Here is a 26102-nt window from a genome sequence, read left to right as displayed (position 1 = left end):
CGGTGGCTGGACCGCGGAAGGTTGTCCCTTATGTCTTTGTCGCTTCCCGCGCTCGGCGGTTCCGTTCGCAAGGCCGGTGATCTCGCACTCGGCGTGAACGTCATGGTGAAGCGGGGTCTGTTCAACCCGCTGCGCCCCGACCACGCGGCACGCTCGGCGTTCAACGTGCTGAAGTTCGGTCCGTTCGCCGGTGTCGTCATGCACGCCGCGCAGACCAGGCCGCACGCCGCCGCAATCGTGGACGAGCGCGGCGAGGTGACCTTCGGTCAGCTCAACGAGCAGTCCAACGCCTTCGCGCGCGGATTGGAAGCTCAGGGCATCCGGGCGGGCGACGTCGTCGCCGTGCTGGCCCGCGACCACCGCGGCATGGTGCTCAGCCTGCTGGCCGCGGGCAAGCTCGGTGTGCGCGCGGTGCTGATGAACACGGGATTCGCCAAGCCGCAGTTCGCCGACGTCGCCACGCGCGAGAAGGTCAAGGCCGTGCTGCACGACAGCGAGTTCCTCGATCTGATGAGCGCCATCCCCGCCGAGATCCCGCGCATCCTCACCTGGGTGGACGAGAAGGACAACGCCGATCCGTCGATTCCGACCGTCGAATCGCTGTCCGCCGGCCGGTCCACCGCGCCGCTGCCCGCCCCGGCCAAGCCCGGCGGCATGGTCATCCTGACCAGCGGCACCACCGGCACCCCGAAGGGCGCGCCGCGCGACCGGGTCAGCCCGTTCGCCTCGGCCCAGTTCGTCGACCGGGTGCCGCTGCCCGCCAACGGCACGATGATCATGGCCGCGCCGATCTTCCACGGCACCGGCCTCTCCCAGTTCACCCTGGGTCTTGCGCTCGGCAATCGGGTCGTCTTCCAGCAGCGCCGCTTCAATCCCGAGCAGACGCTGGCCAATATCGACAAGTACCGCGCGGACTCGCTGGTCGTCGTGCCGACCATGTTGCAGCGCATCCTCGATCTCGGCGACGACGTGCTCGCCAAGTACGACGTGCGCAGCATCAAGGTGATCTTCGCGGCGGGCTCGGCCATCGCACCCGACGTGGTCACCCGCACGCTGGACCACTTCAACGACAGCCTCTACAACCTGTACGGCTCCACCGAGTGCGCCGTGATGACCGTGGCCACCCCCGCGGACATGCGCAAGTCGCCGACTACCGCGGGCCGCGCGCCCGTCGGCATCCGCATCGTGCTGCTCGACGAGAACCGCAAGCCGATCACCGAGCCGAACGTCACCGGAACCATCTTCGTGGACAACGGATTCGCGTTCAGCGGCTACACCGACGGCCGCACCAAGGAGATCGTCGACGGCATGATGTCCAGCGGCGACGTCGGGCACTTCGACGAGGACGGCCTGCTCTACATCGACGGCCGCGACGACGACATGATCGTCTCCGGCGGCGAGAACGTCTTCCCGCTCGAGGTGGAGAACCTGATCGCCGGGCGCGAGGACATCTTCGAGGCCGCCGTGGTCGGCGTCGACGACCGCGAGTACGGCAAGCGGCTGCGCGCGTTCGTCGTGCCGGGCCCGGACTCCAAGCGCGATCCGCAGGAGATCAAGGACTACGTCAGGGCGAACCTGGCCCGCTACAAGGTGCCGCGCGAGGTGATCTTCCTCGACGAACTGCCGCGCAACGCCACCGGCAAGCTGTTGCGCAAGCCGTTGATCGAGATGGAGATCGAGAACTGATTCCGTGATCGCTCGCGCGGCGCCCGTTTCGTCGAGAACCGGCGCCGCGCGGGCTGTCGACCGCCCGGTCTGTCGGTATTAGGCTTGCGCGAGAAGGCAGTTCGAGCGACAGGGGCGCGATGTCCAGCGTGATCGGCAAAGGTGGGAACGTCGCGCTCGGCGGCGGGCGATTGCACGTGACCGTGGCGCCCGCCGGTATCGATCTCTCGGTGCTCTGTGTGCGCGACCACGGCAAAGTCGGTGACGACAGCGAATTCGTCTTCTACAACCAGCCGGTCTCGCCGGACGGTGCGGTGCGCCTGACCGACGGCGCGATCAGTATCGATCTGCCCAGCGTCGGCGCGGTGACCGACCGGCTTGTCGTGGCGGCGTCGGTGGACAACGGTGTGTTCGGCGGCATTCCGCTCGCGGTCCGCATCACCGAGGACGGCGGGCTCGCCCACGATCTGCCGATCACCGGACTGAGTTCGGAGACCACCGTCATCCTCGGCGAGGTGTATCGCCGCGCGAACAGCTGGAAGCTGCGCAACGTGGCGCAGGGGTACGCGACCGGATTGGCCGGGTTGGCCACCGATTTCGGCATCTCCGTAGACGACGAGCCACACAGTGCGAATACTGCTGCCGCACAGCACTGCGCGAGCTTCGGCACGCCGCCCGACCCGTATCAAGCCGCCCCGCAACGATTCCCGTCTCCGCCAGCACCGCCCGCCGGTTCGACTTCCGGCTCGCCACCGGACCCGCGTGCCGCGCAAGCTTTTTCGCCGACCTCGTCACCGCAGGGCATTCCCCCACAGACCCCGCCGCCCGGCGTGAACTTCTCCAAGGGCGCGGTCACCCTGACCAAGAACGCCCCACCGGTTCTGCTGGAGAAATCCCCGGTGATCCGACTACGGGTGGCATGGGCCAGCGGCACCGACTACGAGGCCTACGCCCTGGTCGTGTTGAACACCGGGGAGGTCGTGCACGTCGCCACCTTCGACGCCAAGGACACCCCGGCCAATCCGCAATACCGTGATCTGGTCCGGCACCTGGGCGACCGCGGCCGAGGTCACGTGCGCAGCGGCGGCGGGCAGGCCGAGGAGATCATCGAGGTCCGCTTCGCCCCCGAGATCGTCGCGATCGTGCCCGTGGCGTACTCGGCGATCAACAACGGCACCGGGTCGTTCTTCAAGTACCGGGTGTCGCTGGCCATCGAGAACGGCGCCGATCAGGTGGTCATCCCCGCCGATCAGGCGAAGAAGTCCAGCTGGATCTTCACGTGCGTGCCCGGCATCGTCTACAACCGTCCCGAGGGCGTGCTCATCGAACGACTCGAGCTCTACAGCAAGCGGTTCTCCGAATTCCGGCCCGCGGCGTTCCTGCGACCCGACGGCCGCGTCGAGGTGAAGATGGACAAGGGCCCGATCAACCAGTTCAAGGCCGACCGGACCTGACCCGAAGCTTCCATACGGAACCGCCTGGTCGGAGCTGTTTTCCGGCGGTCGCTCAGTGTGGTCGGCGACCAGTAACAGGTCCGTTATCATCAGCGGGTGAGTATCGAGTTCGACCGGTCGGCTGCGGGACGTCGCAGCGCTGTCGCGCGGCTGCGCGGCGGGTCGGCCGGTGCGATCTCGGGAACCGTCTCCATCGCGGCCCACGGCTGGGCCTCGGGCGGCATGGCCCCCGATAGCACCACCCTCGCCCTGCTCGCCGCGGCGTCCGCGGTCGTCGGTGCGCTGGTGGCCGGGCTCGCTCCGCTGCGCGACACCGCGGCGGGTCTGATCACGGCGCTGGTCGGCGGTCAGCTGCTCGGCCACGTCGCCATGGGCTTCAGCTCCGGGCACCTGCACCACGGCGACGCCCAGCTGACCCCGCAGATGCTCGCCGCGCACATCGTCGCCGCCTGCGTCGCCGCCGTGGTCATCCGCGGCGCCGAAGCGGCCTATCGGATCGGCACCGCCGTCCTGGCACGGGTGCTGCCGGTGCTCTATCGGGTGCCGGTCGTCGCTGATCCGGCTCCGCTGCGAACCACCCACCGCGACCGCGTCGTCCTGCGGATTCTCGCCGCCGAGACGCTGCGCACCCGTGGCCCGCCGCGGCTCGTTCACGTCTGATTCAACCCACACCCGGTGCACGAACGCGCTGTTCGCGTTCCCGCCGCCGTCCGGCGTTTCGACGCTTGTTTGTCGTGCGCGTCCGGACTCTCGCCGCCAGCGATGTCACACATTCCACCCACCGAGCACTCCTCGGTGCGGCCGGTGTGCGTCGCGCGCGGTGTCTCGCGCACCCACCGGGGTTCCGAACCTCAGAAACGAAACGACCGTGAGCACAACAGAAACCATCACCCCCGACGCCGAATCCTCGGCGCCGCCGCCCGAACCCGCTGGGCGGCGCAAGTCCCCGGCTCGCAACGGCCTGCAAGCGCTGGCCATGCGGCTGCACTTCTACGCGGGCGTCTTCGTGGCGCCCTTCATCCTGATCGCGGCCGTCACCGGCGCGCTCTACGCCATCTCGCCGACGTTGGAGTCGTTCGTCTCCCGCGACCTGCTGACGGTCGAACCGGGCGAAGCGACGCGCCCACTGGCGGAGCAGGTCACCGCCGCGGTGGCGACGAGGCCGGAACTCGCGCTCGCCGCGGTCTCGCCCGCGCCCGGACCCGAGGACACCACCCGGGTCATCTTCACCGACCCTTCGCTGGGCGAATCCGAGCGCCGCGCGGTGTTCGTCAACCCCTACACCGCCGAGCCGGTCGGCGAATCGGTCATCTACGGCAGCTCGCAAGCGCTGCCGCTGCGCACCTGGATCGACCAGTTGCACCGCGATCTGCACCTCGGCGAACCCGGCAGGCTCTATAGCGAACTCGCCGCCTCCTGGCTGTGGGTCATCGCGCTGGCCGGTCTGGTGCTGTGGTTCCGCCGCGTCCGCTCGCGCAGGCAGCGCAACTCGGCCGCCTGGCTGTTCGCCCCCGACCGCTCCAAGGGCGGCCGCGGCCGGACGATGAACTGGCACGGCGCGATCGGCGTGTGGATCCTGCCGCTGATCCTGCTGCTGTCGGCCACCGGCATGACCTGGTCGACCTACGCGGGCGAGAACATCACCGAGCTGCGCGAGCAGCTGAGCTGGACCACGCCCGCCGTGAGCACCGCCCTGCCCGGATCGACCGCGCCCGATCACTCCTCGGGTGGCGATCACCACGGCGGCGGACACGCGCACGCACCGCAGCCCACCGATCCGCAAGCCCGGATCGCGCAGGTGGACCGGGTGTACGAGTCCGCGCGCGCCGCCGGGATCACCCAGGCGGTGGAGATCGCGATTCCGGCCACCCCAGAGAAGGCGTTCGGCGTGAAGGAACGGCGCATGCCGGGCACCTACAGCGTCGACGCGGTCGCGGTGGACGGCGCCACCGGCAGCATCACCGATCGGCTCGCCTTCGCCGACTGGCCGCTGATGGCCAAGCTCACCAACTGGGGCATCGCGTTCCACATGGGCTTGCTGTTCGGTCTGCCGAATCAGCTGCTGCTGCTCGTCGCGATGATCGGCCTGATCGTGGTGATCGTGTTCGGCTACCTGATGTGGTGGCGCAGGCGTCCGACCCGCGGCTCGCGGTTCGCGCTCGGCCGGGCTCCGCGCCGCGGCGCGTTGCGCGGCACGTCGCCGTGGCTCGCGCTGCCCGTGCTCGCGGCCGCGTTGGTCGTCGGCTGGTTCGTGCCGCTGGTCGGCCTGAGCCTGCTCGCGTTCCTGGCCGTGGACGTAGCCGTCGGGCTCGTCGGACGGCTGCGCGCCACCGCGTCCTGATCTCCCGCTGACATATCCGCGCCGCGCGGGACCACCCCGGCGCGTTACCTCACGGCCTGCCGATTCGTCATAGGTACGGCCGTCGCCCTGTCGCGCCCGCGACAGCCCAGACAACAAGGAATGCACAGTCCCATGAAGATCACGAAGTTCGCCCTGGCCGCCGCGTTCATGACCGGCGCGGTCGGCATCGCCGCGGGCACCGGCTCGGCCGCACCCCTCGACGACGCCGCACCCGCCGCGATCAATTTCACGGCGAACGCCACGGAGACATCCTCGATCGTCTCGATCGATGCGGGCTCGCTCGTCGTCGAGGACAACGCCTTGAAGATCAAGGCCACCGACGGCACCGTCGTCGCCGGAACCCCGCTCACGCTGCGCATCGATGACTTCGAATTCCCCATCGCCGCCGACATCGCGGACCGCACCGCCACGCTGACCCCGCAGTTGTCGATGGACAACGCCGTCTACAAGCCGGTCGCCCTGCCCTTCGAGGACAAGGCCCCTTGGAAGAACGAATACGACAGGGAAAAGGACGCCTGGTCTCGCATGACCAGCACGATCGGCATGGGCGCGAGCATCGGCACCCTGGTCGGCGGCCTCGGCGGCGGCGCCGTCGGCTGCGTGCTCGGCGGCATCGTCGGGGCGACAGTCGCCTCGGCCACCATCGTCGGCCTCTTCGGGCCCTTCATCCCCGCCGCCGCCGTCGGCTGCATCGGCGGCATCCTCGCCGTCGGCGCCCTCGGAACCCTCGCCGGGCAGATCTTCGTGACCGCCCCGGTCGCCATCGGCGCGGCCATCCAGTACTTCACCACCATCAACGCACCGTTCACCCCGCCCGCGAAGTGAACCGCTAGAACAGTCTCTCACCAGCGCGAACCCCGTTCGGCCAACAGCCGGGCGGGGTTCGCCGCGTTCGGCCGCCCGTTTGTCGGCCCATAGCCCGGGTATGCGACCGGTGTCCCAGTTGCCTGCACACAGAAAGGCATCTGCCATGGCAACGTTCGATGCCACCACGCGGACCAACGTGTGGTCCCCGGTGCGAATCGCCGCGTTCGCTGTCGGCGCGGTATTCCTGCTCGTCGGCATTCTCGGCTTCATTCCGGGTGTCACGACCGATTACGACAGTCTCGACTGGGCCGGACACCACTCCCAAGCCAAGCTGCTCGGGATCTTCCAGGTGTCCATCCTGCACAACATCGTTCACCTCGCCTTCGGCGTAGCGGGCTTGCTCGCGTCCCGAGCGGCCAACGCCGCGGCGGGCTTCCTGGTCGGCGGCGGGGCGATCTATCTGGTCCTGTGGCTGTACGGGTTGATCGTCGACGAGGCGAGCGACGCGAATTTCGTTCCGCTCAACACCGCCGACAACTGGCTGCACTTCGGGCTCGGGGTCGCCATGATCGCCCTCGGCCTCACGTTGCCGCGCATGACCACCGGACGCAGGCACACCGGCCTGCTGAACTGACGAGAGAAAGGAAGAATATGAGCACAATGGCCGCCACCGTGGACGTCGACGTCCCTGTCCACACCGCCTACAACCAGTGGACGCAGTTCGAGACCTTCCCCCAGTTCATGGAGGGAGTCGAGGCTGTCCAGCAGATCGATGATCGGCACACCCACTGGCGCATTCACGTCGGACCCTCGACCCGCGAATTCGACGCCACCATCACCGAACAGCATCCCGACGAGCGCGTCGCGTGGAAGTCCGACAGCGGCCCACGGCACGCGGGCGTGATCACCTTCCACCGGCTCGACGACACCCACACCCGGGTCACCGCGCAAATGGACGTGGATCCCGAGGGTTTCGTGGAGAACGTCGCCGACAAGCTCGGCGTGCTCGAGCACCGCGTCGACCGGGACATGCGGCGGTTCAAGGAGTTCATCGAGAGCCGGGGCAGCGAGACCGGCGCGTGGCGTGGCGACATTCCGCGCCCGGGAGCCGGCGACATGCCCCGCCAGGGACCCGGGGACATGCCGCGCCAGGGAACCGGCAACATGCCGCGGCCGGGCAGCGACATGCCGCGGCCGGGCAGCGACATGCCGCGACCGGGCGGTGAAATGCCGCGACCGGGCGGCGAGATGCCGCGACCGGGTAGCGGCATGCCGCGACCGGGCGGCGAACCCCCGCGGCCGGGGATCTGATTCACTCGGCGGCGTTCGACTGATCGCCGTCGCGCGGCTGCTCGTCGAGGTGCGGCGTCTCGGATTCGACAGGCACGACCGGACGCACCAGCACCCAGACGAGAAAGGCCACCGCGACGGCGATCATGCCGAGCCCGGCCCACAGGTTGACATTGATGCCGCCGGTCTTCGCCTCTTCGGCGCCGGTGTCGTGGACCAAGCCGGTGATCACCAGGATCACCCCGTAGCTGCCGAGCAGGGCTCCCACGATGGTGCGGATATCGAACAGCATTGGCGTTCTTCCTTATCCGACGAGAACATTCAGTGCGATGACGAGCACCAGCGCGATGCCCGCGAGCAACACCGGGCGCTGATACCAGGGCAGCGTGTCGGCTTCCGGGTCGGTGCGCATGGATTCGGGGGTCTCCGAGTAGACCAGTCCGACGAGTTCGGCGGCGGGTTTCGGCTGGGTCACCTGGCTGACGACGACGCTGACCACGATGTCGACCACGAACGCGGTACCCGCGGCAACGAAACTCGCACCCTGCCCGGACAATTCGAAGACGCCCGCCTCGTGCATGAGGAAAACCGTTATGGCCGAACCGGTTCCGGCGACCAGACCCATCCAGCCCGCGGTGGGCGTCATCCGCTTCCAAAACATGCCGAGGATGAACGTGGCGAACAGCGGCGCGTTGAAGAAGCTGAACAGCGTCTGCAAGTAGTCCATCATGTTGCTGAAATTGCCCGCGATGAACGCCGTGAAGATGGCCGCGACAGTCGCGCCGACGGTGGCCAGGCGACCGACGGTGAGGTAATACCCGTCCGAGCGATCCTTGACGACATATTGCTGCCACAGGTCGAAGCTGAAGACGGTGTTGAATGCCGAGACGTTGGCGGCCATGCCCGCCATGAACGCCGCGAGCAGGCCCGCGAGCCCGACGCCCAGGAGTCCGTTGGGCAGCACGTCTTTCATCAGATACAGCAGCGCCTGGTTGTAGGTGACGTCGCTCGAGTACTCCGGGTCGGTGGTCACCGCCTGCTTGTACTCGGCCATCTGCGGAACCAGGACCGCGCTGATCATGCCGGGGATGACGACGATCAGCGGAATGAACATCTTCGGGTACGCGCCGATGATCGGGGTGCGCCGGGCCGCGGAGATGGAGTGCGTCGCCATGGCGCGTTGCACCTCGACGAAATTGGTCGTCCAATATCCGAAGGAGAGCACGAAGCCCAGGCCGAACACGATGCCGAGCACCGAAAGGAAGTCGTTGGCGAACCCGCTCAGCGCGTTGCCCGCCCAGGACTCCAGCTGTTCCCCACCGCCGGGTGACGCGGACACCTTGTCCCGCAAGCCGTCCCAGCCGCCGACCTTGTGCAGGCCGACCAGGGTGAGCGGAAGCAGCGCCGCCACGATGACGAAGAACTGCAGCACCTCGTTGTAGATGGCGGCCGAGAGCCCACCGAGGGTGATGTAGGACAGCACGATCACCGCGGCCACGATCACCGACACCCACAGCGGCCAGCCGAGCAGCACGTTGACGATGGAACCGAGCAGATAGAGATTCACACCGGCGATGAGGATCTGGGCTATCGCGAAGCTCAGCGCGTTCACCAGGTGCGCGCCGGTGCCGAAGCGCCTGCGCATGAACTCCGGCACGCTGCGCACCTTGGAGCCGTAGTAGAACGGCATCATCACCACGCCGAGGAACAGCATGGCGGGCACCGCGCCGATCCAGAAGTAGTGGAAGGTCGGGAAGCCGTACTCGGCGCCGTTGGCCGACATGCCCATGATCTCGACCGCGCCGAGGTTGGCCGAGATGAACGCCAGGCCGGTGACCCACGCGGGCAGCGAACGACCGGACAGGAAGAAGTCGATGCTGGAGGACACCCGCTGCCTGGCCAGCAGGCCGATGCCGAGCACGAACACGAAATACAGGGCTACCAGGGCGTAGTCGACGGGTTCCGCGTCCAGGCGCAGGGTGGTGGCGGCCTCGAAACGCAGCAGCGTCGCGCCGGGAGGCTCGCCAGGCAGTGCGGAGTGGAAGGGTGAATCGGCAAGCGGCACAGCGTCGTCCCTCCTGGCGTGCGACCGGCGACGAGGCGTGCCTCCGCCTTCGCTCCGGCCGTGCGCGGGCTATGGACGGGCCTGGTCGGGGCGCGTCCGTCGTGCGGTACTCGTGACATCCACTGTGCGTGATTGTGCCGCACCCGCGTGGCACAATCACGCACAAAACCTGGACGGTTGCTCAGCGAGTCCGTCGCCCCGGGGAATTCGCCACGGCGCGAGTCAGCGCTAGCCCGTCCCCAACGGTGGGCGGTGCAGCACGAGTTTCGTGGTGTGCGCGGTGTAGGCATCGGGCGCGTCGTCCCAGCCGGCGAGCAGGGTGGTGACCTGTTCGGCGGGAAAACCGGTGCGCGCCACGAATTCCAGTAGGTCGGGCAGGACCGGACGGACGTTCGAGACGCCGATCTTCAGCGTCGCGTCGTTGGCGTACATGTGCATCAACGGGACCTTGGTGCCGGGCGGTAGGTAGTAGCCGACCGGCGTGCAGATTCCGCCGGGTTCGAGCGAGCGCAACGCGAGGTCGACGCCCGTAGCGGTGGACGTGCCCTCCACGACGAGGTCGTAGCGGCGGGCCGGGATATCGGCGGCGCGCAACTTCTTCTTACGTGTGCGATGTGGTCGGGCACCGAGTTTCTCGGCGATCGCGAGCCGCTCCGGGCGATGGTCCACGTAGTCGACGACCTCGGCCCCGTGCGCGACCGCGAGCCCCGCGGCGTAGAGCCCGATGCTCTGCGCAGCGCCCCCCAGGACCAGGACCGAGCCGCCCGGCCGGAGCGCCAGGGACGGGACGACGCAGCGCCACGCGTCGGCGAGGTTGTCGGAGGCGGCGGCCACGCGCAGCGGGTCGAGGCCGTCGGGCAGGCGCACCAGCATGTGGTCGGCATGTGGAATGCGCAGCCGGTCGGCGACCATGCCGCCCCACGGTCCGCTCGCGGGTCCGAAACCGAAAGCGGCCAAAGTACTCTCGCGAGTCGTCGCGCATTTCGCGGTGAGTCCGCGCGTGCACTCCCGGCAATGGCCGCACGAGACCGACCACGGAACCACGACCACATCGCCGCGCGCGAGACCGGTGACCTCCGGTCCGACTTCGAGGACTTCGGCGATGCATTCGTGTCCGATGGCGAACGGGCCCTGGAACGGGACGGGCCCGCAGATGCTCGCCACCACCGGGTCGACCAATCCCGCCCGGATCCCCAGCTGCATGGCACGGCTGACGTGCCGGTGGATCGGCATGGTGTCCCCGTCGCAGCGTCCCGCGACGAACGGACGGACGATCGCGTCGCCGTCCGCTTCGAGCACCGGGTCGGGCCGGTCCCGCCATTCGAGGTGCCCGGCGCGAATGAACTGCAATTCGCGCATCAGGCGCGCTGGCCTTTCGCGAGCGCGGCGAGCTCGGCGAAGCGGACCACCTGGCCGCCCGCGCCCCAAGTCCCTTCGGGCTGTTCGTGGATCAGCACCCACACGCGCAGCGCGTCGGCTTCTGTGAGGCCAGCCGCGGCGAGCACGTCGGCGGTCACCTCCTTGATCAGGCCCTCCTTACGGCGGTCGGAGAGCGCGCCTTGCGGCACCGTGACGTCGACGCGGAAGCGCGGCAGCTCGTCCTCGGCGGTGATCAATCCACCCTCGGGCACCTCGTCGACCCGGCTCCAGGCCAGCGCGCGGAAGAACGCGGTGTCGGGCGCTCCCTCCCACTTCAGCAGGGTCGCTGCCAGCGTTTTCTGCAGCGTGCGATGGGTTTCGGCGGCGAGGACCCCGGCGGGCAGGGTCAGCTGGATCATCGGCATGTCGTCTCTCCACTTCTCGGAACAACCGGCTTATAACAGTCGTTATAAGTTCTGAACGGTACTCTATGACGGTCGTTATGAGCAAGGAGGTGCGCGGTGGCGAAGACGTCCCCGCAGATGCGGGATCGCATGGTTGCGGGCGCCGCGGACATGATCCGGCGCCGCGGGTTGAACGCCACCAGCGTGCGTGAGCTGGCCAAACACGCCGAGGCTCCGCTCGGGTCGACGTATCACTACTTCCCGGGCGGGAAATCGCAACTGGCCGTCGAGGCGGTGCGGTTCGCCGACGCGCTCGCCGCGCGCAAGCTCGCCAAGGAGCTGCCCGCCGGACCGCTCCACGGCCTCCGCGCGTTCGTGGACATGTGGCGAAAAGTGGTGCTCGACAGCGATTTCCGCGCCGGATGCCCGGTGCTCGCGGTGTCGGTCGAGGACCCCGCCGACGCGGACGACGCGCCGCGCGAGGCCGCCGCGGCCGCCTTCCGCAACTGGACCGCGCTGCTGGCCGATTCGTTGCGCGCGCACGGCGCGAGCGAAGACGACGCCGAGCAGACCGCGACGCTGATCGTGGCGGCGATCGAGGGCACCGTGGCCATGTGCCGCGCCGAACGCAGCACCCGGGCGCTGGATCAGACCGTCGAGAAGCTGGAGTTCCTGGTCCGGGCGATCACCGATCCCGACCGCGGCTGAAGGTCGGCGGCGACGCCCCTCCGCACCCGCGCCGGGCCGACCCGCACCGCCGCGCGCCACATCCGGCACTCAGGACTCGCGGCGCGCTCCGTCGGCCGGAACCACGACGAACGTGCGTGGCACCGGGAAACCCGAGCGCGCGAAGCGATCACCGACCGCCGCGATCACCGCCTCGGCGCGTTCCCGGTCGACCAGCGCGATGACGCTGCCGCCGAAGCCGCCGCCGACCATCCGCCCGCCGTGCGCGCCCGCCTCCAGCGCCGCCGTCACCGCCGTGTCGAGCGCGTCCGTCGAGACCTCGAAATCGTCACGTAGTGAGGCGTGGCCCGCGCTCAGGGCGGGACCGATCTCGCGCGGATCCGCCCCCTGGCGCAATTTCTCGGCAACCGCCACCACGCGGGCGTTCTCGGTGATCACGTGGCGCGCCCGCCGCCGAGCGACCGGGTCTACGATGCGCGTGAGATCCGCCGCCTCGGCGTCGCGCAGCGCGGGCACACCGAGTTCGGCCGCGGCCGCCGCGCACTGTGCGCGCCGCCGCGCGTAGCCGCCGTCGACCAGTTCGTGCGGCTGGCCGGTGTCGACCACCAAGAGCTCCAAGCCGAAAGCGGCCAGGTCGAAGGGAATCTGCTCGTAGCCCCCGTTGCCACTGGTGAACCGGCGCACGTCGAGGAACAGCGCGTGACCCGCGGTGCACAGCACGGCCGCGGACTGGTCGAGCACGCCGGTCGGCGCGCCCGCGTAGTCGTTCTCGGCGGCGCGGGCGATATCGACGAGTTCGCGGTCGGCGACGGTGGGCGCGCACAGCTCCCGCAGCGCCACCGCCACCGAGCACGACAGCGCAGCCGAACTCGACAGTCCCGCGCCGATCGGCACCGCGCCGTCCAGTTCCAGCACGAGGCCGGGAACGGTGTGCCCGCGCCGCACGAACTCGGCGACCACGCCGAGCGGATACCGCGCCCAAACCGGCAGCCGCTTCCGCGCATCGCCGAGCTCGTCGATTCCGATCCGCACCGACTCGCCGGGGCGCTGCCGCGATTCGACGCGGACGAGCCCGTCGGCGGTCGCCTCGGCCGCACACCGCGTCACCAGCGGCAACGCGATGGGCAACACGAAACCGTCGTTGTAGTCCGTGTGCTCGCCGATGATGTTCACCCGGCCCGGTGCCACCCATGTCCGCACTGTTGCCTCGCTCGATCGACTCGGAGCTGGTTCGTCGCGCCACACGTTACGAGACACGCCGCCCCAGCATCGCTTTCGGCCGGTGCGCGTGCGCGATTCACGTTCGTGCCGCACAGTCGAATTCGAAGCAATATCGGCCTGCAAATTAGGCCGAGAGTTTTGGGAGGGCACTATGATTCAGACCACCCCACGCAGCGGCCTGCTCGGGCTGCAGTGGATCGATCGACTACTTCCGCCCCTGGGCAGGCCGGAGCGTGACAACCGGCGGATCCCCGGGGCGCCACTGAGGATCGAGATCGGCGCGGCGACAGGGGTGGGCCCGACAGCGCTGTCGGCGTTCGACGCGGCCCTGCGTGAGTTGGGAGTGGGTGATGCGAACTTGATTCGCCTGTCGTCGGTGATCCCGCCGCGCGCCATGCTGGAGCGCACCGCCCGTGTCCGCAAGCCGATCCCCTGGGGTGATCGGCTCTACTGCGTCTACGCCGCGCAGCACACCGAGGAGGTCGGCCGCTCGGCCGCCGCGGGTGTCGGCTGGGCGCTGCGCGACGACGGTTCCGGAGCGGGGCTTTTCGTCGAGCACGAGGGCGAGACCGCGGTCGAGGTCGAGGGGCTGATCCGCGCCAGCCTCGCGGACATGACCGCCCACCGGCCCGAGGGCTTCGGCCCGGTGCAGCTCTCGCTCGCCCAGACCCGCTGTGCGGGCGACCCGGCCTGCGCGGTGGCGCTTGCCGCCTACCACACGACCTCTTGGAGCTGACGGCGATGAGCGAGGTGCACGTCACCGTCGAGACCACGATCCCGGACGACCGGATCGAGATGTTCCACCGCCTCTACGAAGAGGCGTTCGGCCCGCTGCGCGCCAAGGCCATCGCCAGGCAGGTGCTGCACCGCGACGAGTTCCGCGAGGAGATGGTCGACCCACGGGTGCACAAGCACGTCGCGCGCACCGCGTCCGGCGAGCCGATCGGACTGACCACGCTGACCAGGCATTTGGAGACGGTGCCGTGGATCAGCCCGGACTACTTCGCCGCGCGCTATCCCGAGCACGCCGCGCGCGACGCGATCTACTACGCGGGATTCACCCTTGTTGCGCCAAGTGCACGACAAGGGGCCGCCTTCCATGCCATGATCAAATCAGTTGTCCAGACATTGGTGGCCGAGCGTGCCGCGGTCGGCTGGGACATCTGCTCGTACAACAACACTCAGCTCTCGTTCGCCGACAGCATTCGCGCGGTGCTCGATGAGCAGACGAACGTCGAAGTCGCGGTGGAGGATTCACAGACGTACTACGCCGCACAGTTCACCGGGGACGGAGCGACCAAGGGGGGCTGATGACATCCAGCGAAGCGCAGGCGAGCGACCGCGGCTACTGTACCGGAAACCTCTGGTGCGTGGCGCTTCTCGGCGGCTGGACGGCGCTGATCTCGGTGCCGCTGGTGTTCCAGTCCCGCGCGCTCGCCCTGCTGACGATGCTGGCGGTGGTGGCGGGGGCGCTCACCATGATCGGGGCGGGACTGCTTCGCCATCGCCCGGCACAGCCGCTGCCGTGGTATCTGCTGTCGCTGTCGGCGGTGCTCTTCGCGCTCGGCACCATGCTGCGCGATTTCGCCGACGCCTCGATCAGCCCGCTCGACGACATCTGCACGCTGGCCGGTTATCTGGGCATCGGGGTGGCGGCCACGCTCTGGCTGCGGCCCAGACAGGTCCGCGGCAACTACGATCTGCTGCTCGATTCGGCGCTGATCGGTCTCGGGGCGCTGCTGGCCTCCTGGACTTTCCTCATCTCCCCCATCCTGCAATCGCGCGCCGCCACCCTGACCACGGTGGTCGCGGCGTCGTATCCGGTCCTCGACGCCCTGCTGCTGACCTTGGTCGCCCATTCGGTGGCCACGGCGACCCGCTCGGAAACCTCGCTGCGGCTGCTGCACCTGGCCATGGTCGCCGTGCTGGTCGGCGATCTCGGCTACAGCCTGGAGACCGCGGGCACCGCCTCGATCGGCCACGAGGTCCTGCTGACGCCGCTGCTGATCGCCTACGCCGCTGTCGGCATCGCCGCGCTGCACCCGACCATGGCGAGTCTCGGGGCGCCGCGCCACATCCATCCGCACCATTCCAGGCAGCGCGCCAGTTTCATCGCGGTCGCGTTGATCGTGGCGTCGCTGGTGCCGGTGGTCGGCTCCAGTCTCGGCGCCCTCGACCGGGCGGTGGTGTCCTCGCTGTTCGCGCTGCTGCTGATCGGCGTGCTGGTGCGCAGCGAACGCGCCATCCAGCGCAGCGCCCGCAGCGAGCGACGGGCCCAGTACCAAGCCGACCACGACATGCTGACCGGCCTGCTGAACCGGTCGGCGCTGCTGCGCGCGCTCAACCGCAACAGCGCGCACTGGCGCGACCAGCCGCTGTGCCTGCTGTTCATCGACCTGGACGGCTTCAAGATGGTCAACGACAGCTACGGCCACGCCGTCGGCGACGAGCTGATCGCCAACGCCGCCTCCCGGATCCGGCGGGTGGTACGCCGCGACGACGCGGTCGCCCGCTATGGCGGGGACGAGTTCGTGGTGCTCGCTCCGCTCGGCAGGCAGGACGCGGCCGTGCTCGCCGAGCGACTACTTGGGGCCTTCGTCCGCCCCTTCGAACTGAGCGCGGGCGAAGTGCCTATCACCGCGAGCGTCGGCATCGCGTGCGACAGTCCGCGCGCCCCCGAGGCCACCGTCTACGACCTGATCCGGGACGCGGATTCGGCGATGTACCACGCCAAGGAGTACTCGCTCGGCTACGCCTTCCACGACGATCTGCGCCACCCGCACCTGCCCGCGGGCCGCCCGACCGCAGCGCCTGAGCCCACATCCCGGACCTGGCGCTCGAATGCCGAGAGCACCGCGGTCTGACGCCGAGACATCAGACGACCCGGACGCCGCCGAACGACCCGGACGCCGCCGAACGACCCGGACGCCGCCGAACGACCCGGACGCCGCCGAACGACCCGGACGCCGCCGAGCAACCCGGGAACGCGTCCTACCCGGCAGCTCCGAACGAGCCGGGACTCAGTCCGTCAGTTCGTCCAGCAGTCGCTTGGCCTCTTCGAGCTCGGCCCGCAACTGCTCGACCTTCGCCAGCTGCGCGCCCCGTGCCGCCTCCAGGACTCCGGCGACCACCTCGGCCACCTCCGGGTGCAAGATCTTGGCCGCCTGCGCGACCGCGGAACTGTTCACCGGCAGCCCGCGCACCGAGCGCTTCTTTCCGTTCACCACCTCGACCGTCCACTCGCCGTCGGCCGTGCCGGACAGCGTCACCGTGACTTCCGCGGCCTTCGCCTTGCGGGCCGCCGCGGCCTTGGCGGGCTTCGGCGCGGTCGCCGGCTTCGACGCGGTCGCGGCGGATCCGCTCGATTCCGACACTGGCGCAACGGGTTTCGGCGCTGGGGTAACCGGCGCGGGGCTGGCGGTCGGCGCCGGTGCGCTCGTCGTGGTCGACGGCTGGGTCACGGTCGAGTCCTTCCTTGTTGTCGACTTCGGCTGGCTGGGTGGTGCGGCCGCCGCCCGGTCGCGCGACGGCTTGGTCAGCGTCACTTCGGTCGGAGAAAAGGACAGTACATCCTTCGACCCCGTCGGCCGCACCTGCAGGAAATCACCGTCGGACGGATCGCCGAGCGCGATCACCTTGCCCGAACGCCCCTCGGGCACACCGACGGCGGCGGCGGTGAACCAGACCATCGGCGGGCGGCCGCCCGCGATCTCCGCGGCGATCTGCTCGATCTCGGTGTCGGACAACGGCTTGGGTTTGGTTCTTGGCGACGGCATGGGGCACTCCGAGCGGTCTTCGTGGATGTCTGCGTGCACAGATGATGCCGCACGCCACCGACAGATTCGCACGGCGTCGGGAATTCGCACCTCCCCGGCCAACCCGATCCCCGACAGCAAACACCGGGCTACGTCGAGTAACTCGGTGCTGCCGGACGCAGGCCATCCTCAGCCCGCGCACGGCGAAGCAAATGCGGAGGTACGCCCGATCGGCACCGCCGGACGCAGTCCGCCCATAGAGCCCGCGCACGGCCGGAGCGAATGCGGAGGTACGCCTACGTCTGGCGACCGTTACGCGCGGCAGGCGGTTGCAGTGCGGGAAACCAGATGTCGGCGAGCACTTCGGCAGCCTGTTCGGCGTCGACATCGATGGTGCCCTGCATCGCCCACCGGGTGAAGAACCGTTCCAATTGCGCGACAAGCAGTTCCACGCGCAGCCGCCCCTCGTCCACCCGATCGGCGGGCCAGCGGGACAGGTACGAGGGCATCGCGTTGGGCAGTGCCGCGATGCCCTGCCTGGCGATCTCGCGGAACTCGGGTTCCAGCGTGGTCGCCTCGTCCCACGCGGGCAGCAGGTCCTTGTATTCGTGGAACCAGTCGATGGCCCTGGACAGCCAGCCGACGAACGCCTCGCGGGTACCGATGTCGAGCACCCGGTCCAGGTCCTCGTAGAAGTGCAGCGCGGTGGGTGCGGTGGATTGCGCGGCGACCGCGCGCAAGATGTCCAGCTTGCCGGTGAAGTGCAGGTAGAAGGTAGCGCGGCTGCACCCGACGGCGGCGGCGATCTCGTCGACCCGCACCGCGGCGTACCCGTTCGCGCAGAACAGCGTCTTGGCGGCCTCCAGCAGTTTGGCCCTGGTCTGCAGTTTCTGTTCGTCGCGCAGGCTTAGCCCGGAGGGGTTCGACTTGGTCGGCATGGTGAACGGTAACTCCGTCTCGTCGGCGCTATCAATAGACATCTTGTCACTCACTAGACAGTGAGTCTATCGAGTGTTAATTTGTTGCCTACGTCACTTCGGCGACGAACGGGTTCCGCGGTGCCACCATCGCTCGCCCCGACGCCGGCAGCTCCAGACGAGGACATCGACTTTGACTTCTCAGCAACTTCCCCGGGTATGCGTCATCGGCGCGGGACCATCGGGTATCACCGCCGCCAAACGCCTGCAGGACCACGGCATTCCGTTCGACTGTTTCGAGGCGGGTGACGAGGTCGGCGGCAACTGGTATTTCAAGAACCCGAACGGCATGTCGGCCTGCTACCAGAGCCTGCACATCGATACGTCCAAGTGGCGCTTGGCCTTCGAGGACTATCCGGTGCCGGAATCGTGGCCGGACTTCCCGCACCACTCGCAGCTGTTCGAGTACTTCAAGAACTACGTCGACCACTTCGGCCTGCGCGACAAGATCCTGTTCGAAACCAAGGTCACCGCGGCCGAACGGCAGCCCGACGGAGCCTGGCTGGTGACGGCTTCCGATGGCCGCACCCGCTCCTACGACGCGCTCATCGTGTGCAACGGACACCACTGGGATCCCAGAATGCCGGATTACCCAGGCGAATTCGACGGCGTGCTCATGCACAGCCACGCCTACAACGACCCGTTCGACCCGGTCGACATGCGCGGCAAGCGAGTTGTCGTGGTGGGCATGGGCAACTCCGGGCTCGACATCGCCTCGGAGCTGTCCCAGCGCTTCCTCGCCGCCCGGCTGATGGTCTCGGCCCGGCGCGGCGTGTGGGTGCTACCGAAATACGTGCACGGCGAAGTGGGCGACAAACGCCGGGTGCCGCCGTGGATGCCGCGCAAGCTCGCGTTGAAGCTGAAGCAGCGCTTCGTCCGAAAGTTCCGCGGCGACATGGAGTTCTACGGTCTGCCCGCGCCCGATCACAAACCGTTCGAAGCGCACCCCTCGGCGAGCGAGGAGTTCCTGCACCGCGCGGGCTGCGGCGATATCGCGTTCAAGCCCGCCATCACCGCGCTGGAAGGGCCGCGGGTGCGCTTCGCCGACGGCAGCGCCGAAGAGGTGGACGTGATCGTCTGCGCGACCGGTTATCACATCAGCTTCCCGTTCTTCAGCGACCCGGAACTGGTGCCGGACAGCGACAATCGGCTCCCGCTGTTCAAGCAGATGATGAAACCGGGCATCGACAACCTCTTCTACCTCGGTCTCGCCCAGCCGTTGCCCACGCTGGTCAACTTCGCCGAGCAGCAGAGCAAGCTGGTCGCCGCCTATCTGACCGGGCGCTACCTCCCGCCCGATCCGGACGGGATGCGGGAGGACATCCGCGCGGCGGAGACCGCGCGCGCCGGCCGCTACTACAACTCACCGCGCCACACGATCCAGGTCGAATTCGAGCCGTACGTGCGCGATCTGCGGCGGGAGATCGCCAGGGGCGCCAAGCGCGCCGCCGCGGCCGGGCACGCGCTGCCGGTGTCCGCCCGAGCGCTGGATCGGGTGTGAGGCCATGAGTGAGATCTCGGGATACTGCACCGACCGCTTCGACGGCGTCCGGCACGAGCTGGAGCGTCAGCTCGACTCCGGCGCCGAGCTCGGCGCGTCGATCTGCGTGACCGTCGACGGCGAGCCGGTGGTCGACATCTGGGGCGGGCACCTGGACGAGGACCGCACGGCACCGTGGCGGACCGACACCCTGGTGAACGTCTTCTCGATCAGCAAGACCATGACGGCGCTGTGCGCGCTGCTGCTCGTCGATCGCGGCGAGCTCGACGTGCACCAGAAGGTCGCGCACTACTGGCCCGAGTTCGGCCAGAACGGCAAGGCCGACATCGAGATTCGACACATCCTCGGGCACACCTCCGGTGTTTCGGGATGGCAGCCGCCCATCGACCTGGCGGACATCTACGACGCCGAAGCGGCCGCGGCACGTCTTGCCGCCCAGCCGCCGTGGTGGGAGCCGGGCAGCGCGTCGGGCTATCACGCGCTCAACTACGGACATTTGGTCGGCGAGGTGATCCGCCGCGTCACCGGACGCAGCCTCGGCCGCTTCTTCGCCGAGGAACTCGCGGAGCCGCTCGGCGCCGACTTCCACATCGGCACCGGCCCCGAGCACCACGACCGCATCGCCCGGCTGATTCCGCCGCCCGCACTGCAATTCGACATGTCGGCGCTCGACCAGGACAGCATTCTGGTCAGGACGCTCACGAGTCCGCTGCTCGACATCGCCGAGACCGCCACCCCGGGGTGGCAGGAGGCCGAGATCGGCGCTGTCAACGGCCACGGCAACGCGCGCTCGGTGGCGCGGGTGCAGTCCCTGGTGTCCTGCGGCGGCTCGCTGGACGGACGGAAGCTGTTGTCGGACAAGACCATCGACCTGATCTTCGAGCAGCAGTCCGACGGCGTCGACCAGGCGCTGCTGGTTCCGCTGCGCTTCGGCATCGGCTACGGCCTGCCGCACCCGCAGGCCGCGCCCGCCGTGCCCGAGGGGCGGGTGTGCTGGTGGGCCGGTTACGGCGGGGCGATCGTGGTGAACGACCTGGACCACCGCCTGACCTTCGCCTACACGATGAACAAGATGGAGCCGGGCATCATGGGCTCGGCCCGCGCCGACGCCTATCTGCGTGCCACGTACGCGGCCGTGCGGGAGGGGGCGGCATGATGCGAGCGCTCCAGCTCACCGGCCCCGGCACGCTGGAAATGCGCGAGGTGCCGATGCCCGCGATCGGGCCCGACGATCTGCTGCTTCGGGTCGGAGCGGCGGGCATCTGCCATTCGGACCTGCACGTGCTGGAGATACCGTTCCAGCTGCGCGAGGACCCGCTCACACTCGGCCACGAGATCGCGGGCACCGTCGCGGAGATCGGCGATCGGGTGACCGGCCGGGCCGTCGGTGATCGCGGCGTCGTCTACCTGTGCTGGTCCTGCGGCGTGTGCCGGGAGTGCGTGCGCGGCAACGAGAACGTGTGCCTTGCCGCCGGTCGCGCGGCGATGCCGCCCTGTCCCGGGCTCGGGCCCGACGGCGGCATGGCCGAGTACATCCGCGTTCCCGCAACATCTTTCGTGCCGATCGGCGATCTCGACTTCACCCAGGCCGCGCCGCTCGCCGACGCGGCGCTGACGAGCTATCACGCGATCGACGGCGCACGCGACCAGTTGCGGCCCGGCGCGACGGCCGTGGTCATCGGTGTCGGCGGCCTCGGTCACGTCGCGGTGCAGATCCTCGCCGCCACCACGGCCGCCAGGGTGATCGCGGTGGACGTGCACGAGGACAAGCTCGCGCTGGCGAGCGCGCACGGCGCCGCCGAAGGACTGCTGGCCGATTCCGGGACCGCCGCGGCCATTCTCGACCGGACCGGCGGGCGCGGCGCGGAGGCGGTGTTCGATTTCGTCGGCGCCGACCAGACCGCGCGCCTGGCGGTCGAATGCGTGGCGCCCAACGGCGCGTACCGGATGGTCGGGCTCGGCGCGGGCGCGCCAGAACTCACCGCGGCGCCCGCGGGCGGTCCCGGCTGGCCGTGGGGCGCGACGGTGCGAAAGTCCTACGGAGGCACCAAATCCGATCTGATCGAGTCCGTCGCGCTGGCTCGATCGGGCAGACTCCGGGTCGAGGTCGAGGTCTTCCCACTGGACGACGGCCGCGAGGCGCTCGACCGCCTGGCGAACGGGCGAATCCGCGGCAGGGCGGTGCTGATCCCGTGAACCCGCGCACGAACGACGAGGAACAGAGAATGACGAAATCCATGGATCCGCAGGCGCTGGCCGCGACGGTCATCGGACGGCTCACCGGGCCGGGCGGCCCCTTCGAGACGACGGTCGAGGACGTGCTCGGCGCGCCGCTGCCGGTGCTGAAGAACCGCGGCCGCGCGCTGCGCGAGGTGCTCGCCGCCTCGGCCGCGCTGGGCGACCGCGACTACCTGGTGACCGAGGACCGGCGGCTCTCCTACGCCGAGCACGCGGCCGAGGTGGGCGCGCTGGCCAGGGCGCTGCGGGACCGCTACGGCGTCGGCAAGGGCGACCGCGTCGGCATCCTCGCGGCGAACACCCCCGAGTGGGTGGTGGCGTTCTGGGCCGCGCAGTGCCTCGGCGCGATCGCGGTCGGCTACAACGCGTGGTGGACGCCGCGCGAGATCGCCTACGGTCTCGCGCACACCGAGCCAACGGTGCTGATCGTGGACGCCAAGCGCGCCGCACGAGTCGCCGAGCTCGGCGTCGACGTGCCGGTGCTCACCATGGAGCGCGACGTCCCGGAGCTGGTCGCCGAGTTCGCGGCGGGCGAGTTGCCCGACGCCGCCGTCGCCGAGGACGATCCGGCCGTCATCCTGTACACCAGCGGCACCAGCGGACGACCCAAGGGCGCGGTGCACACGCACCGAAACCTGTTGGCGGTCATCGACTATCACCGCTTCAACGACGCGCTCGCCGCGGCCTTCGCAGGCGGGGCGGACGACGGAAGCCCCAAGGGCAGGCGCTTCCTGCTCACCTCCCCGCTGTTCCACATCGCCAGCCTGCACAACCTGGTGCTGCCGCGGATGGTCACCGGCGACACGGCCGTCATCTACCAGGGCGCGTTCGACGCCGACCGGGTGCTTCGGCTGATCGAACGGGAACGGATCAGCAACTGGGGCGCGATGCCGACCATGGCCACCCGGCTGCTCGAGGTGGACCTCGAGGCCTACGACGTGTCCTCGCTGGCCTCCTTCTCGCTCAACTCCGCGCCCTCTTCGGCGGCGCTGCAAGAGCGACTGCGGCAACGGCTGCCTGTCGCGCGGACCGCACTGGTGACCAGCTACGGCATGACCGAATGCTCGACGGCCGCGACGATCGCCGCCCCCGCCGAGCTCGCCGCGCACCCCGACACGGTCGGCCGCCCGGTGATCGGGGTGAGCCTGGAGATCCACGACCCGCTCGGCGAGCCGGTCGGCGAGGGCGTCGAGGGCGAGATCTGGGTGCGCAGCCCGTACGTGATGCTCGGCTACTGGAACGATCCCGAGGCCACCGCGGCGGCGATCACCCCGGATCGCTGGTTGCGCACCGGCGACATCGGGATCCTGGAGGAGGGCAGGCTGCGGCTGTCGGGCAGGCGGTCGGACCTCATCCTGCGCGGCGGTGAGAACGTCTATCCGACCGAGGTCGAGCAGTGTCTCGACGAACACCCGGACGTCGAGGAGAGCGCCGTGGTCGGCGTTCCGGACGCCGATCTGGGTCAGCAGGTGGCCGCCCTCGTGGTGGTGCGCGAAGGAGCGACGGTCACCGAAGCGGACCTGCGCGAGTTCGCCGGTGAGCGGCTGGCCTACTACAAGGTGCCCGCCAGCTGGCGTCTCACCACCACCCCACTCAGCCGCAACGCGACCGGCAAGGTGGTTCGCGCGGGCATTGCCGAGGCCATCGCCGACGTGAGCGGGTGACACGAGGCGGCCCATAAGCGAACCGACCGGTCCGAACTACCCGCGATCCGGGGTCTCGACCCGCCACCATAGCGGGTCTACCTTGGGAATCAGGCGTGCACGTTCGCATGCACGCACCACTCGCAAGGAGGCGACGTGGCGACTTTCGCGCACCAGGGCCGGACCGTAGTCTTCGACCGTATCGGCAGTGGGCCGCCGATCGTGTTGCTGCACAACGCGGGAACGCAGCGACATATCTGGGACGATCAGGCGGCGGCGCTCAAGCGCGAGCACGAGGTCTTCGCACTCGATCTGCCGGGCTACGGCGAATCCGATCAACCGGCCACGGGCTACCGGCTCGAAGAGTACGTGCGCATGCTCGGCGCCTTCCTCGACGCGCACGACCTGTCCGACGTCGTCCTCATCGGCAACTGCCTCGGCAGCGCCACCTCGCTCGGCTACGCCATGGCGCATCCGTCGAACGTGCGCGCGCTGGTGCTGGTCAGCCCGCTCACCCGCAACACCGTGCGCAAGGGTGAATCCGCGGGACTGGCCTGGGTGGACGGCAAGCTGCCGCTGGGGCCGCTCGCCAAGCGGCTCGCCCTGCCCGACCGGGTGATCTCGCTGATCATCGCCAACCAGCTCGGCGCACGCGGGCGCCGCCTCGGCATGCAGCATTCGCGGCGGCTCAAGGCGCACTGGGGCGATCGCGGCCGGTTGCAGGCGCTGCACGGCCTGGTGCAGGACTTTCCGAACTTCCGCGTCCTCGACGAGTTCATCCCGGGCCCGGCTTTTCCGCCGATCTGCACGATCTGGGGCAAGCAGAACCACATCCTGTCCGCCTCGGCGGGCGCCGTCCTCGACCGCACCCTGCGCCCGCACACCCGCGTGGTGCTTCCCGACTGCGGCCACCTCCCGATGGTGGAGGACCCGGCGGCAGTGACGACCGCGATCACCGAGTTCCTCGCCGCCCCCGCGATCCGCCCGCACGGCGGCCGCCGACCGCACGCGCCGCGCGCCGACTCGCTGCCGCGCAGTTCCTGACGAAACGCGAAGTCCGGGCACAGCAGCGGCGACGGTGTGCCCGGCAAGCGGCTGACGAGCACTTTTCGCCCAGGCGGGATCGCGCACGGGCGTATGCTGATCTTGGTGTTTGGCGATCTATGCCACGGGAACCCGGTCGATAAGCCATCGAGGAAAGGGTTGACGTTCATGTTGCTGCGCCGACTAGCCCGACCACTGCTGGCGACCGCCTTCGTCGCCGATGGGGTCGACACATTGATTCATCCCGAACCGCGCGCGAAGGCCGCCGCGACGCTGGTCGAACGGGGTGAGCGTTCGCTGCCGGACAATGTCGCCGCGAAGCTGCCCGCCGACCCGGCCACCGTGGTGCGGATCAACGCCATCGCGCAGGTCTCGGGCGGCGTGCTGCTCGCGCTGGGCAAGGCACCGCGCCTCGCCTCGCTCGTACTGGCGGCCACGGTCGTGCCCGCCACCATCACCGAACAGGACTTCTGGGCCGAACAGGACCCGGATCGGAAGATCGCCAAACGCAACGCCTTCCTCAAGGACATGAGCCTGCTCGGCGGACTGCTGATCGCCAGCGCCGACACCGAGGGCAAGCCGTCCCTCGGCTGGCGCGGCAAGCGCGCGGCCCGCAACGCGGCGGCCACCGTCTCGGCGGCGCTGCCGTTCGGCGCGGCCGCCGACCACTCGAACGGTGAGGCGCTGCGCCAGCAGGCGCACGGTGTCGCGGAGCGCGCGAAAGCGCTGGGCGGCACCGCCGCCACCAAGAGCTCCGAGCTCGCCGAGATCGTCCAGACCCACGGACCCGACTGGGCCGCCGCGGCCAAGCAGCGCGGCGCGGCGATCGCCGCGGTGGCGAAGGAGCGCGGTGCGGAACTGGCCGCCGCGGCTCGCGAGCACGGAGCCGAATTCGCCGACACCGCAAAGACACACGGGTCGGAGTGGGCGGAGATCGCGAAGGAACGCGGCGACGAGTTCGGCGAGGTGGCGAAGGCGCGCGGTGGGGTGTGGGCCGGTCGCGCCAAGGGGCGCGGGGCGGAGTTCGGCGAGGTCGCGCGGGAGCGCGGAGCGGAGTTCGGTGGAGTCGCCAAGCAGCGTGGAGCCGAGCTGAGCGAGGTCGCGCGGCTGCGCGGAGCCGAACTCGGTGAAGTCGCGCGGCTGCGCGGAGCCGAACTCGGTGAACTCGCCCGGCTGCGCGGCACCGAGCTGAGCGAGGTCGCCAAAGTGCGCGGCGCCGAACTGGGCGAGACCGCACGGCAGCGCCGTTCCGAGCTGAAGAAGGCGGCCAAGCAGCGCCGCGCCGAACTGAAGAAGGCCGCCAAGAAGGGCGGGGCCGGGTTCGGCGAGACCGCCAAGCACCGGCGCGCGGAGCTGCGCGAGACCGCCAGGCATCGGCGCGCCGAGTTGCGCGAGGCCGCACGGCACCGGGGCGCGGAGCTGGGCGAAACCGCGCGGCACCGGGGAACCGAAATCGCCGAGTCGGCAAGGCATCAGGGTGTCGATTGGGCTGGGAAGGCGCGCAAGCTCAGGTAATCATCGTCCGGTTCGCGCGGCCGCCGACAGCGCGGTTCTGCCGCGACGAGCAGTGCGGCCGTCAGCGGTAGCGGCTCGCGAACGCCACCGAGGCTCGAGGCGGTCGCCGGTATCC

23 protein-coding genes and 1 pseudogene are annotated in these 26102 nt (G+C 69.4%); 17 read left to right on the top strand and 7 right to left on the bottom strand.

The features are described from left to right. The first annotated feature begins 30 nt into the window (after positions 1-30). From AB0H49_RS30845 to AB0H49_RS30815, 7 genes and pseudogenes are all read left to right on the top strand, one after another. Positions 31-1686 (top strand): acyl-CoA synthetase, encoded by a 1656-nt coding sequence (locus AB0H49_RS30845; protein ID WP_357256297.1) that lies wholly within the window; start codon positions 31-33, stop codon positions 1684-1686. Positions 1687-1805: 119 nt separating this feature from the next. After that, positions 1806-3119, top strand: a complete 1314-nt coding sequence (locus AB0H49_RS30840) for a TerD family protein (protein WP_357256296.1) — start codon at positions 1806-1808, stop codon at positions 3117-3119. Positions 3120-3215: 96 nt separating this feature from the next. Further along, complete coding sequence (locus AB0H49_RS30835) at positions 3216-3779, top strand: hypothetical protein (RefSeq protein WP_355003862.1); 564 nt, start codon at positions 3216-3218, stop codon at positions 3777-3779. A gap of 208 nt (positions 3780-3987) precedes the next feature. After that, entirely contained in the window at positions 3988-5460 is a 1473-nt protein-coding gene (locus tag AB0H49_RS30830) for a PepSY-associated TM helix domain-containing protein (RefSeq protein WP_357256295.1), read from the top strand. 132 nt (positions 5461-5592) lie between these two features. Then, positions 5593-6306: a hypothetical protein gene (locus AB0H49_RS30825; protein WP_357256294.1), complete on the top strand. Its 714-nt coding sequence runs from the start codon at positions 5593-5595 to the stop codon at positions 6304-6306. Between the two features lie 145 nt (positions 6307-6451). Beyond that, complete coding sequence (locus AB0H49_RS30820) at positions 6452-6922, top strand: DUF4383 domain-containing protein (RefSeq protein ID WP_355003865.1); 471 nt, start codon at positions 6452-6454, stop codon at positions 6920-6922. 17 nt (positions 6923-6939) lie between these two features. After that, a pseudogene (locus tag AB0H49_RS30815) lies at positions 6940-7395 on the top strand (SRPBCC family protein); the annotation flags it as partial. Between the two features lie 205 nt (positions 7396-7600). On the opposite strand, the gene AB0H49_RS30810 reads toward AB0H49_RS30815, so the two are convergent. The 4 genes from AB0H49_RS30810 to AB0H49_RS30795 form a co-directional block, all read right to left on the bottom strand. Further along, complete coding sequence (locus AB0H49_RS30810) at positions 7601-7870, bottom strand: hypothetical protein (RefSeq protein WP_357256293.1); 270 nt, start codon at positions 7868-7870, stop codon at positions 7601-7603. A gap of 12 nt (positions 7871-7882) precedes the next feature. Further along, the gene (locus AB0H49_RS30805) at positions 7883-9583 is read right to left on the bottom strand and encodes a sodium:solute symporter family protein (RefSeq protein ID WP_357256308.1); all 1701 of its coding nucleotides are present in this window, start codon (positions 9581-9583) and stop codon (positions 7883-7885) included. A 288-nt stretch (positions 9584-9871) separates the two neighbouring features. Beyond that, positions 9872-11002: an alcohol dehydrogenase catalytic domain-containing protein gene (locus tag AB0H49_RS30800; RefSeq protein ID WP_357256292.1), complete on the bottom strand. Its 1131-nt coding sequence runs from the start codon at positions 11000-11002 to the stop codon at positions 9872-9874. Then, positions 11002-11427, bottom strand: a complete 426-nt coding sequence (locus tag AB0H49_RS30795) for a tautomerase family protein (RefSeq protein WP_357256291.1) — start codon at positions 11425-11427, stop codon at positions 11002-11004. Before AB0H49_RS30795 ends, AB0H49_RS30800 begins: the two co-directional genes overlap by 1 nt. A 117-nt stretch (positions 11428-11544) precedes the next feature. Here AB0H49_RS30795 and AB0H49_RS30790 point away from each other — a divergent pair, with 117 nt between their 5' ends. Then, positions 11545-12114 (top strand): helix-turn-helix domain-containing protein, encoded by a 570-nt coding sequence (locus tag AB0H49_RS30790; RefSeq protein WP_357256307.1) that lies wholly within the window; start codon positions 11545-11547, stop codon positions 12112-12114. A 69-nt stretch (positions 12115-12183) separates the two neighbouring features. On the opposite strand, the gene galK is transcribed toward AB0H49_RS30790, so the two are convergent. Further along, a complete protein-coding gene (galK, locus tag AB0H49_RS30785; protein ID WP_357256290.1) occupies positions 12184-13293 on the bottom strand; it encodes a galactokinase in 1110 nt (369 codons plus the stop codon). Between the two features lie 172 nt (positions 13294-13465). Here galK and AB0H49_RS30780 point away from each other — a divergent pair, with 172 nt between their 5' ends. The 3 genes from AB0H49_RS30780 to AB0H49_RS30770 are packed head-to-tail and all read left to right on the top strand — an operon-like array spanning position 13466 to position 16178. Further along, positions 13466-14050: a pyruvoyl-dependent arginine decarboxylase gene (locus AB0H49_RS30780; RefSeq protein WP_355003870.1), complete on the top strand. Its 585-nt coding sequence runs from the start codon at positions 13466-13468 to the stop codon at positions 14048-14050. A 5-nt stretch (positions 14051-14055) separates the two neighbouring features. Then, a complete protein-coding gene (locus AB0H49_RS30775; RefSeq protein ID WP_355003871.1) occupies positions 14056-14625 on the top strand; it encodes a hypothetical protein in 570 nt (189 codons plus the stop codon). Beyond that, positions 14625-16178: a GGDEF domain-containing protein gene (locus AB0H49_RS30770; RefSeq protein ID WP_357256289.1), complete on the top strand. Its 1554-nt coding sequence runs from the start codon at positions 14625-14627 to the stop codon at positions 16176-16178. The genes AB0H49_RS30775 and AB0H49_RS30770 overlap by 1 nt, the downstream gene beginning before the upstream one ends. Before the next feature lie 156 nt (positions 16179-16334). Here the strand turns inward: AB0H49_RS30770 and AB0H49_RS30765 are convergent, their stop codons facing one another. After that, positions 16335-17090, bottom strand: coding sequence for a DUF6319 family protein (locus AB0H49_RS30765; protein ID WP_357256288.1), 756 nt, complete (start codon positions 17088-17090; stop codon positions 16335-16337). Positions 17091-17365: 275 nt separating this feature from the next. After that, positions 17366-18007: a TetR/AcrR family transcriptional regulator gene (locus tag AB0H49_RS30760; RefSeq protein ID WP_357256306.1), complete on the bottom strand. Its 642-nt coding sequence runs from the start codon at positions 18005-18007 to the stop codon at positions 17366-17368. A 172-nt stretch (positions 18008-18179) separates the two neighbouring features. On the opposite strand from AB0H49_RS30760, the gene AB0H49_RS30755 reads away from it, so the two are divergent. From AB0H49_RS30755 to AB0H49_RS30730, 6 genes are all read left to right on the top strand, one after another. Beyond that, positions 18180-19547, top strand: a complete 1368-nt coding sequence (locus AB0H49_RS30755) for an NAD(P)-binding domain-containing protein (protein WP_357256287.1) — start codon at positions 18180-18182, stop codon at positions 19545-19547. 4 nt (positions 19548-19551) lie between these two features. Beyond that, positions 19552-20703, top strand: coding sequence for a serine hydrolase domain-containing protein (locus AB0H49_RS30750; RefSeq protein WP_357256286.1), 1152 nt, complete (start codon positions 19552-19554; stop codon positions 20701-20703). After that, positions 20703-21743: an NAD(P)-dependent alcohol dehydrogenase gene (locus AB0H49_RS30745; protein ID WP_357256305.1), complete on the top strand. Its 1041-nt coding sequence runs from the start codon at positions 20703-20705 to the stop codon at positions 21741-21743. The genes AB0H49_RS30750 and AB0H49_RS30745 overlap by 1 nt, the downstream gene beginning before the upstream one ends. 29 nt (positions 21744-21772) lie before the next feature. Then, positions 21773-23449, top strand: a complete 1677-nt coding sequence (locus AB0H49_RS30740) for a class I adenylate-forming enzyme family protein (protein WP_357256285.1) — start codon at positions 21773-21775, stop codon at positions 23447-23449. A gap of 135 nt (positions 23450-23584) precedes the next feature. Next, the gene (locus AB0H49_RS30735) at positions 23585-24472 is read left to right on the top strand and encodes an alpha/beta hydrolase (RefSeq protein WP_357256284.1); all 888 of its coding nucleotides are present in this window, start codon (positions 23585-23587) and stop codon (positions 24470-24472) included. 168 nt (positions 24473-24640) lie between these two features. Next, entirely contained in the window at positions 24641-25987 is a 1347-nt protein-coding gene (locus tag AB0H49_RS30730) for a DoxX family protein (RefSeq protein WP_357256304.1), read from the top strand. Positions 25988-26102 lie beyond the last annotated feature (115 nt).

Source organism: Nocardia sp. NPDC050713 (assembly GCF_040654315.1).
Taxonomy (GTDB): domain Bacteria; phylum Actinomycetota; class Actinomycetes; order Mycobacteriales; family Mycobacteriaceae; genus Nocardia.
Note: the sequence above shows the minus strand (reverse complement) of the source record. Positions and strands in the feature narration are given on the sequence as shown.

Coding starts and splice junctions, on each gene's coding strand:
- AB0H49_RS30845 (WP_357256297.1), top strand. CDS start 31: ATGTCTTTGTCGCTTCCCGCGCTCGGCGGTTCCGTTCGCAAGGCCGGT.
- AB0H49_RS30840 (WP_357256296.1), top strand. CDS start 1,806: ATGTCCAGCGTGATCGGCAAAGGTGGGAACGTCGCGCTCGGCGGCGGG.
- AB0H49_RS30825 (WP_357256294.1), top strand. CDS start 5,593: ATGAAGATCACGAAGTTCGCCCTGGCCGCCGCGTTCATGACCGGCGCG.
- AB0H49_RS30820 (WP_355003865.1), top strand. CDS start 6,452: ATGGCAACGTTCGATGCCACCACGCGGACCAACGTGTGGTCCCCGGTG.
- AB0H49_RS30810 (WP_357256293.1), bottom strand. CDS start 7,870: ATGCTGTTCGATATCCGCACCATCGTGGGAGCCCTGCTCGGCAGCTAC.
- AB0H49_RS30800 (WP_357256292.1), bottom strand. CDS start 11,002: ATGCGCGAATTGCAGTTCATTCGCGCCGGGCACCTCGAATGGCGGGAC.
- AB0H49_RS30795 (WP_357256291.1), bottom strand. CDS start 11,427: ATGCCGATGATCCAGCTGACCCTGCCCGCCGGGGTCCTCGCCGCCGAA.
- AB0H49_RS30790 (WP_357256307.1), top strand. CDS start 11,545: ATGCGGGATCGCATGGTTGCGGGCGCCGCGGACATGATCCGGCGCCGC.
- AB0H49_RS30780 (WP_355003870.1), top strand. CDS start 13,466: ATGATTCAGACCACCCCACGCAGCGGCCTGCTCGGGCTGCAGTGGATC.
- AB0H49_RS30775 (WP_355003871.1), top strand. CDS start 14,056: ATGAGCGAGGTGCACGTCACCGTCGAGACCACGATCCCGGACGACCGG.
- AB0H49_RS30770 (WP_357256289.1), top strand. CDS start 14,625: ATGACATCCAGCGAAGCGCAGGCGAGCGACCGCGGCTACTGTACCGGA.
- AB0H49_RS30765 (WP_357256288.1), bottom strand. CDS start 17,090: ATGCCGTCGCCAAGAACCAAACCCAAGCCGTTGTCCGACACCGAGATC.
- AB0H49_RS30760 (WP_357256306.1), bottom strand. CDS start 18,007: ATGCCGACCAAGTCGAACCCCTCCGGGCTAAGCCTGCGCGACGAACAG.
- AB0H49_RS30750 (WP_357256286.1), top strand. CDS start 19,552: ATGAGTGAGATCTCGGGATACTGCACCGACCGCTTCGACGGCGTCCGG.
- AB0H49_RS30745 (WP_357256305.1), top strand. CDS start 20,703: ATGCGAGCGCTCCAGCTCACCGGCCCCGGCACGCTGGAAATGCGCGAG.
- AB0H49_RS30740 (WP_357256285.1), top strand. CDS start 21,773: ATGACGAAATCCATGGATCCGCAGGCGCTGGCCGCGACGGTCATCGGA.
- AB0H49_RS30730 (WP_357256304.1), top strand. CDS start 24,641: ATGTTGCTGCGCCGACTAGCCCGACCACTGCTGGCGACCGCCTTCGTC.